At 63.1% G+C, this 7,153-nt stretch carries 7 protein-coding genes and 2 pseudogenes; 5 read left to right on the plus strand and 4 right to left on the minus strand.

The window, feature by feature from the left end; genetic code table 11:
* Positions 1 to 233 (plus strand): annotated as a pseudogene (locus EOA27_RS15020) (metallophosphoesterase); the annotation flags it as partial.
* Between the two features lie 116 nt (positions 234 to 349).
* Here EOA27_RS15020 and EOA27_RS15030 read toward each other — a convergent pair.
* Positions 350 to 631, minus strand: coding sequence for a hypothetical protein (locus tag EOA27_RS15030; protein WP_126062585.1), 282 nt, complete (start codon positions 629 to 631; stop codon positions 350 to 352).
* Positions 632 to 767: 136 nt separating this feature from the next.
* Here EOA27_RS15030 and EOA27_RS15035 point away from each other — a divergent pair, with 136 nt between their 5' ends.
* Positions 768 to 1,979 (plus strand): FAD-binding oxidoreductase, encoded by a 1,212-nt coding sequence (locus EOA27_RS15035; protein ID WP_126079158.1) that lies wholly within the window; start codon positions 768 to 770, stop codon positions 1,977 to 1,979.
* A gap of 130 nt (positions 1,980 to 2,109) precedes the next feature.
* On the opposite strand, the gene EOA27_RS15040 is transcribed toward EOA27_RS15035, so the two are convergent.
* The 3 genes and pseudogenes from EOA27_RS15040 to EOA27_RS15050 all read right to left on the minus strand — a co-directional run bounded on the left by EOA27_RS15040 (position 2,110) and on the right by EOA27_RS15050 (position 4,035).
* Positions 2,110 to 3,120: an ATP-dependent DNA ligase gene (locus tag EOA27_RS15040; RefSeq protein WP_127256588.1), complete on the minus strand. Its 1,011-nt coding sequence runs from the start codon at positions 3,118 to 3,120 to the stop codon at positions 2,110 to 2,112.
* A complete protein-coding gene (locus tag EOA27_RS15045; protein ID WP_126083540.1) occupies positions 3,114 to 3,545 on the minus strand; it encodes a GFA family protein in 432 nt (143 codons plus the stop codon). The genes EOA27_RS15040 and EOA27_RS15045 overlap by 7 nt, the downstream gene beginning before the upstream one ends.
* A gap of 47 nt (positions 3,546 to 3,592) precedes the next feature.
* Positions 3,593 to 4,035, minus strand: a pseudogene (locus EOA27_RS15050) (PPC domain-containing DNA-binding protein).
* A gap of 244 nt (positions 4,036 to 4,279) precedes the next feature.
* Between EOA27_RS15050 and EOA27_RS15055 the strand changes: the two are divergent.
* From EOA27_RS15055 to EOA27_RS15065, 3 genes are all read left to right on the plus strand, one after another.
* Positions 4,280 to 4,846 carry a (2Fe-2S)-binding protein gene (locus EOA27_RS15055; RefSeq protein WP_189343248.1) on the plus strand — a complete coding sequence of 189 codons (567 nt, stop codon included), beginning with the start codon at positions 4,280 to 4,282 and terminating at the stop codon, positions 4,844 to 4,846.
* A gap of 1 nt (position 4,847) precedes the next feature.
* Positions 4,848 to 5,870: a xanthine dehydrogenase family protein subunit M gene (locus EOA27_RS15060; protein WP_126079155.1), complete on the plus strand. Its 1,023-nt coding sequence runs from the start codon at positions 4,848 to 4,850 to the stop codon at positions 5,868 to 5,870.
* A 35-nt stretch (positions 5,871 to 5,905) separates the two neighbouring features.
* The coding region (locus EOA27_RS15065; RefSeq protein WP_245491097.1) for a molybdopterin cofactor-binding domain-containing protein at positions 5,906 to 7,153 on the plus strand (1,248 nt) is incomplete at its 3' end.

Consider the following 7,153-nt stretch of genomic DNA (forward strand, 5'->3'; position numbering starts at 1 on the left):
ACTATGCGCCGATCGCGGAGACGGTCGCCGGCGAGCCGCCGGAAATCTTTCCGTTCCTCGGATCGTCGCGGCTTGCCGAAACGATCGACAGGTTCAAGGTGAGCGCGGTCGTGCACGGCCATGCCCACCGTGGCACTTTCGAGGGCCAGACCCCCGGCGGCGCCAAAGTCTACAACGTCGCCATGCACATCACGAAGCCGACGGGCCGTCCCTACGCGCTGCTGGAAATCTGAGCCGGTCGGCTCTTAAAGCGCGTCGCGTCGAAGCGGATTCGCGCGACGCGCTTTAAGTCTTTGTTTTGATGCATGTCGTTCTCCCAAAACCGCTGCGCACTTTTGGGCGACATGCATCAGACCTCGTCGAACCGGTTGCCTTCCTTGGAAGGGTCCTTCGACAGGACGCGTTCTTCTTCGTCATCAGGCAAGGCTTCGTCGCTGTCCTGGAAGGGGTTGTCGTCATCCTCTTCCGGAAGGTCCCCTTCGGCTTCGGCATCATCCTGCGGATCACCGTTCACCGCGACGCTGTCAGGCAGGATCCTGCTGCCCTCCAGAGCGTCCCAGTCCTGCTGTTCGATGGTCGGCGCTTCGGTTTCGTCGGTCTTTGCAGGCCGCTGTTTGTCGCGCGGGTCCATGAGGTTCTCCATTTCTGAGCTTCAAGTGAAGAACCTCTCGCCGAAACAGTTGTTCCGCTTCATATCCAATCACGGCGCGGTTGCCCGGGAACAGCACCGGCGCCTTGTGACTTATCGTGCGGAACCGGGAACTTTCATGCCTCGCCAGCTCGATCTCAGAAGCGGCAAACCTGTCTGGTCTGCCTATCGCTCGCCCGCGGTGCCGGCGGAACGCCTGACCCGAGATGCAAAGACCGATGTCCTGATCGTCGGCATGGGCATTAGCGGCGCGATGATGGCCGAAGCTTTGACCCGCGACGGCCACGCCGTCATTTGCATCGACAGGCGTGGGCCGTTGCAGGGCTCGACGGCTGCCACGACGGCGCTCGTCGCGTTCGAGATCGATCAACCGCTGACAAGGCTGTCCAGGATGATTGGAGGCGATGCCGCTCGGCAGGCCTGGATCCGCTCGAGGCTGTCGCTGCTCAATCTGCGCGGACGCATCGCGGAACTCGATATTCGCTGCCGGTCGGCCGAGACGCCGTCGCTCTACTTGGCCGGCAATCGGCTCGATGCACCGGAGCTGCACAGCGAGGCCGAAGCGCGTCGTGAGGCAGGCATTGGAGCGTCCTTCCTGCCACGCAAGAAGCTGAGAGAAGATTTCGGGATAGAGCGCGCCGCAGCGATTCTGAGCCATGGCAATCTGGCGCTCGATCCACGCAAATTGACGTCCGGACTGCTGATGAGGGCGCTGCTAGGCAAAGCGCGGTTCTATGCGCCGGCGGAAGCAACCGCCATCGACGATACCCGCCTCGGCGTGACGGTGGCGACGCGACATGGGCCTGTGATCAAGGCTCGCCATCTTGTTCTTACGACCGGCTACGAGCTGCTCGATATCGTGCCGAAGATGCGCCATCGCATCATCTCGACATGGGCGATTGCCACCCGGCCGCAGCCGGAGAAGATCTGGCCGCTCGCCGCCCTGATCTGGGAAGCTTCGGACCCTTATCTCTATCTCAGGGCGACATCCGATGGTCGCGTGATCTGCGGCGGCGAAGACGAGGGGTTCACCGACGAGGAGAGGCGCGACGCCCTGACCGCGCAAAAGACGGACCGGCTTGAGGAGAAACTCGGCAAAATCTTCCCGCGACTCGACACCGCGGCGGAATTCGCCTGGACCGGCTCGTTCGGAGCCACCGACACCGGACTTCCGATTATCGGCAGTGTGCCCGGCCACGCGCGCGTTCATGCGGTGATGGGCTACGGCGGAAACGGAATCACGTTTTCACAGATCGCGTCCGAGATCGTCTCGGCTTCCATCGCCGGCAAGGAGGATGCGGATGCGAGCCTCTTCGCGTTCAAGAGATGATCCTCCAGGCTGTCTCCGACAGATTAATGCATGTCGCCCAAAAGTGATCTCGGTTTTGGGAAGACGACATGCATGAAACAAAAACCTAAAGCGCGTCGCATGAATCCGGTTTAACGCGACGCGCTTTAGGCTACGCGATCTGCTCGAACGTGCACTGCTGCGGCGCCTTGTCCGGCCGCCAGCGCAGCAACCTCGTGCCATGCCGGAAGCGCTCACCGGTGACATGGTCGAAACGAACCTCGACAACCAGGTCCGGCTTCACCGGCTCCCATTCACCGCTGCGCTCTGTGCTCCAGCGGCTCGGACCGCCCGGGGCCTTGCCGGTGAAGCCCGGCCCTCCGCGCAACGCCTCGAGCTTCGCCGTGAGCGCCGCGCGGTCTTCATTGGCGATGGTCGATGTGAAGCCGACATGATCGAGTTGCCCATTGTCGTTGTAGAGGCCGAGCAGAAGCGATCCGACCTGTCGTTTGCCGTTCAGATAGCGGAAACCGCCGACCACGCAGTCGGCGGTGCGCAGCCGCTTGACCTTGACCATCGCGCGCTCGCCCGGCCGATATGGCTCGTCGAGCATCTTGGCGACGACACCATCGGTCGGGCCGTGGCCGGCGCCTTGCAGCCATTGCCTGGCGGTGGCGACATTGGTGGTCGATGGCGACAGCTGGAGGCCGAGATTGGCCGCCTTGGACAGAAAAGCCTCCAAAGCCTCGCGCCGGGCGCGCAAGGGTCGTTCGAGCATGATCTTGCCTCCCGGGGCGACCAGCATGTCGAACAGGATCAGCCGCGCCGGCGTCTCTATGCTCAGCTTGCGGATACGGCTCTCCGCGGGGTGCAGCCGCATCTGCAGCGCGTCGAAGGAAGCGCGACCGTCGATCTCGATGACGATCTCGCCGTCGACGACGAAATCCTCCGCATCGAGGCTTTGCATCGTCGCCATCAATTCGGGAAAGTAACAGCCAAGCGGCTTTCCGGATTTCGCCCTGAGATCGACGGCCTTGCCGTCCTTGAAGGCAAGGCAGCGAAAGCCATCCCATTTCGGCTCGTATTGCCAGGAACCATTTCCCTCGGGCAAGGCTTCCGCCGTTCGCGCTTCCATCGGCGGCGTTTCCGATGGCAACGGCAAGCTCCGGTGCGCCGCTACCATCGTTCTTCCGTGTCATGGTGCGGCAGGTCGATGCCGCAGCAGACCCAGCCGAGCCGTTGCGAGGAACCGTAATTATGACGCGGCTCAAGCCCGGACGGATCGTCAAAGGTCCCGATATGCATCGCGACCTCGTACGGGTTCGCGTCGTAGGCAAGGGTAAGCGGCGTACCGCAAGACCGGCAGAAGCTTCTGCGGGCAATCGGCGAGGAGCGGCGATAGGCTGGTTCCGTGGTCAGCCACGAGAGGCCGGCGACAGGCGCCCAGCCAAGCACGGCGAAGGCGCTCCCGGTCGTGCGCCGGCACATATCGCAATGGCAGTAATGCACGCGCGGCTCCCCCGTCAGGCGGTAGCGGATGTTGCCGCACAGGCATCCGCCGTATCGCTCGACGGCTGCGTTTCGCGTAAAGACATCCGCATGTTCCATCAAGCTTGAACGCTCGATCGAAGATGCGGTTTCGGTAGCGCGAGATTTTACGCGTCGAGATCGATCAGGGCGATGCCGAGGCCGGGTCGTTTCGTACGCCGCAAATGGACGGGCGATTCCGTCACCGTGACTTCGAGGGTCGGCTTCACCACGCCTTCCAGCAGGTGCCCACCGCGGGTGGATCCGTCGCTCAGGCCCAGCACCGCATGCAGATGCAGGCTGGCTTGCCGCTGTCGTCGACGGCGATGTCGCCGATGGCGCTCAGCACCTCACACTGCTCGTCGACCGGTAGCTTGCGGTAGGATTTCGAGCCGAAATCGAACCATCCGACCGTTGCTCTCTCGAAGGCGCCGATCGCCGTCAGCGAGGCGCCGGTAATTCCCTTCTGCCCCGCGAAAGCCGTGAGGGAGGCGAAGGCTTCCTCGCCCGGATCGAGCACGACCACGAATATTCGTTGTCCAGAGGTTTCAGTGACCAGCTTTGATTTCATGATGCCCTACTGACGGAGAGATGGACTGGCACAGAACGCCTCGCCACGCCGCATGTTCCCGGCGAAGCCTCGCGGCACTCCGGTTGAGCAGGAGCCTCACAGTTTGGTGAAGTGTCGCGGTTCTGCGTTCAGCGCCGGAACAATGGAACCATCGAAAGGTTAGCGCACAAGACCAGCCAGCCAGGAGCGAGCCATGTCCCAGCCGTCAGTCGCATCAAACAACGGGTTCAGTCGAAGAAGGTTCATGGCAGGTACTGTTTCGGCGGCGGCAGCACCGTTGCTAGCATCGACCGCGCGGGCTGAGGCGCCAGTCATCCCCCAAACAAAATTGAGGCAGCCGGTCGTAACGTCGCTCAGGATCAACGAGCAGCCCTATGAACTTTCGCTCGACACCCGAACCAGCCTGCTCGACGCCCTCCGCGACCATGCCGGCCTTACCGGCACCAAAAAGGGCTGCGACCACGGCCAGTGCGGCGCCTGCACGGTGCTGGTCGACGGCAAGCGGGTGCTGTCTTGCCTGAGCTTCGCCGTGATGAACGAAGGCAAGGACATCACGACGGTCGAAGGGCTCGCCTCCAGCGACGGCAAGCTGCATCCGATGCAGCAGGCCTTTATCGACCACGATGCCTTCCAGTGCGGCTATTGCACGCCGGGCCAGATCCTGTCGGCGATCGGTTGCGTCAATGAAGGTCACGCCGAATCCGAGAATGACATCCGCGAATATATGAGCGGCAATATCTGCCGCTGCGCCGCCTATCCCAACATCGTCGCCGCCATCCTGCAGGCGCGCGACGAGACGAAGGGAGCCTGACATGCGTCCGTTCGTCTATGAACAGCCTGCCGACATCTCCGCGGCGGTCGCGATCGCGTCCCGGTTCACGACCAACGACGATCAACCCACGCGAGCAAATGCGCAGTTCATCGCGGGGGGTACCAACCTTGCCGACTACATGAAACTCGGCGTGGCGGAACCCAACCGCCTGCTTGATCTCAACCGGCTCAAGGAGTCTGGACTGAGGCAAATCCGGGTAACCGATGACGGCATCCGCTTCGGCGCCCTGGTGCGTATGGGCGAGGCTGCGGATCACCGAGAGGTCAAGGAGCGCTATCCCGTCATTGCCGACAGTTTGCGTTTGGCGGCAAGCGGCCAGATCCGCAACATGGCAAGCCTGGCCGGAAACATCCTGCAACGCACGCGCTGCGAATATTTCCGCGAGACGTCTTGGCAATGCAACAAGCGTGTGCCTGGCTCCGGCTGCGCGGCGATGGAAGGCTTCAACCGGCAGCATGCGGTTCTGGGGGACAGCGATGCATGCATCGCCACTTACCATGGCGATTTCGCCCAGGCGTTGATAGCGCTCGATGCTGTCGTCCATGCCGAAGGCTCGCGCGGCGCACGAAAGATCCCGTTCGCCAAGCTGCATCGGCAGCCCGGCGACACGCCACATATCGAGACCGATCTCGCCGCTGACGAGATCATCACTGCGATCGAAGTGCCCGCCATCCCGTGGGCACGGCGCTCGCTTTACCTGAAAATCCGCGACCGCGAATCCTATGCCTTTGCGCTGGCTTCGGCGGCCGTCGCGCTCGACCTGGACGGCGAGACCGTGCGCGAGGCACGCATTGCGCTCGGCGGTGTGGCGACCGTGCCCTGGCGTGCCGGCGCGGCCGAACAAAGCCTGCAAGGCAAGAAGCTCGACGAGACATCGGCAGAAGCGACGGCCGACGCCGCCTTCGCCCAAGCCCAACCGCGCCAGCACAACGCATTCAAGATCGAGCTTGGAAAACGAACGCTGGTGCGGGCGCTGCTTGAAACCCGAGACATGAAGGTGTGACCATGGACGCTGCCGCTCCCAGACCCAAGGAGAACATGGGCGAACCGCTGCCGCGCGTCGATGCACGGTTGAAAGTCACCGGACAAGCCCACTACCCCGCCGATCTGCCCACCGCCAACATTGCTTATGGCGCGCTGGCCACCAGCAGCATTGCCAAGGGCAAAGTGACGAAGCTTCGTCTCGACGACGCCCGCGCGGTGCCCGGCCTGCTCGACATCGTCACCTATGGCGACATGGACAAGGTGGACAAACCGAAATTCGGCAATTCCGGCGCGACTTCTATCGGACCGCTGCACGATCGGACGATCTTCCATGACGGTCAGATCGTCGCGCTCGCGGTTGCTGAGACATTCGAGGCGGCCGAAGAAGCGGCGCGGCTGATCCGCGCCGAGTACGAGGAAGAGAAGCCGACTGCGACTTTCGACAGCCCGGGGACGGCGACCATCCCTGCCGCCGGAAAGAGCCCTCTGTTCAAGGAAGATGTGAAGGCAGGCGACTTCGATGCGGCCTATGCCGATGCCGCGGTCAAGATCGACCAGCGCTATTCGACGCCCACGCAGCATCACAACCCGATCGAGCTGTTTTCAACGACGGCCTTCTGGGAAGGCGACCAGCTGACCGTTCACGAGCCGTCGCAGAATGTGACCGGCTGGAAGGTCGAGCTGGCAAGGCAGTTGAAGATCGACCCTGCGAAGGTGCGCATCGTCAGCCCCTTCATCGGCGGGGCCTTCGGCTCGAAGGGGCCGATGACTCCGCGCACGGCAATCGTGGCGGTGGCCGCCAAGCGCCTCGGACGTCCGGTGCGCTGCGTGACCAGCCGCATGCAGGCTTTTGGCACGCAGACCTACCGGGCCGAAACCCGGCACCGCATCCGCATCGGCGCCGGCAAGGACGGCCACATCACCGCCTTCGCGCATGAAGGCTGGGAGGTGACGTCGCGCCCGGACGCCTATGTCGTCGGCGGCACGTCGGCCACCGGCCGCATGTACGGCTACGGCTCGGTGCTGACCCATGTCTCGCTGGTGCAGGCGGACCGCAACACGCCGGGCTACATGCGCTCACCGCCTGAGACGCCTTATGTTTACGCGCTTGAAAACGCTATGGACGAGATGGCAGTGGCGCTTGGCATGGATCCGGTCCAATTCCGTCGGATCAATGAACCGAAGGCGGAGCCGATCGGCAAGAAGCCGTTCTCCAGCCGTTCGCTGATCCAGTGCTACGACCAGGCGGCGGAAGCTTTTGGCTGGGCCGACCTTCGGATCGCGGTCGGCCCAGCCAAAAGC

The organism is Mesorhizobium sp. M2A.F.Ca.ET.037.01.1.1 (assembly GCF_003998075.1).
In the GTDB taxonomy this organism is placed as follows: Bacteria; Pseudomonadota; Alphaproteobacteria; order Rhizobiales; family Rhizobiaceae; genus Mesorhizobium.

Bases quoted from the DNA above. Each gene is read 5' to 3' on its own strand.
- EOA27_RS15030 (WP_126062585.1), bottom strand. From the start codon at position 631: ATGGACCCGCGCGACAAACAGCGGCCTGCAAAGACCGACGAAACCGAA.
- EOA27_RS15035 (WP_126079158.1), top strand. From the start codon at position 768: ATGCCTCGCCAGCTCGATCTCAGAAGCGGCAAACCTGTCTGGTCTGCC.
- EOA27_RS15040 (WP_127256588.1), bottom strand. From the start codon at position 3,120: ATGGTAGCGGCGCACCGGAGCTTGCCGTTGCCATCGGAAACGCCGCCG.
- EOA27_RS15045 (WP_126083540.1), bottom strand. From the start codon at position 3,545: ATGGAACATGCGGATGTCTTTACGCGAAACGCAGCCGTCGAGCGATAC.
- EOA27_RS15055 (WP_189343248.1), top strand. From the start codon at position 4,280: ATGGCAGGTACTGTTTCGGCGGCGGCAGCACCGTTGCTAGCATCGACC.
- EOA27_RS15060 (WP_126079155.1), top strand. From the start codon at position 4,848: ATGCGTCCGTTCGTCTATGAACAGCCTGCCGACATCTCCGCGGCGGTC.